This is a genomic window from Acinetobacter sp. GRABPA_MV_2 (assembly GCF_056725885.1).
In genome coordinates this window covers 1-277 of sequence record NZ_JBWZNA010000080.1, presented here as the reverse complement: position 1 = coordinate 277, position 277 = coordinate 1, and the positions used below count along the sequence as shown (strand labels likewise).

Here is a 277-nt window from a genome sequence, read left to right as displayed (position 1 = left end):
TAGCGTTCCAGTTGTATCTTTAGATGACTTAACTACTAATGACACGACTCCTGCTTTAACTGGAGCGATTAATGACCCAACTGCAACCGTAGTTGTGAACGTGGATGGTGTTGACTATCCGGCAGTAAACAATGGTGACGGCACCTGGACACTTGCAGATAATACACTGCCTACGTTAACCGACGGTCCACATACAGTGACTGTAACTGCAACTGATCCAGCTGGAAATGCTGCTACAGATACAGCTACGCTTACTATTGACACCGTACCTGCAGAT

1 protein-coding gene is annotated in these 277 nt (G+C 46.2%); it reads left to right on the top strand.

Going from position 1 to position 277, the window contains the following annotated elements; genetic code table 11:
* On the top strand, window positions 1–277 hold a 277-nt coding region (locus tag ACXM0J_RS18910; protein ID WP_304457416.1), incomplete at both ends, for an Ig-like domain-containing protein.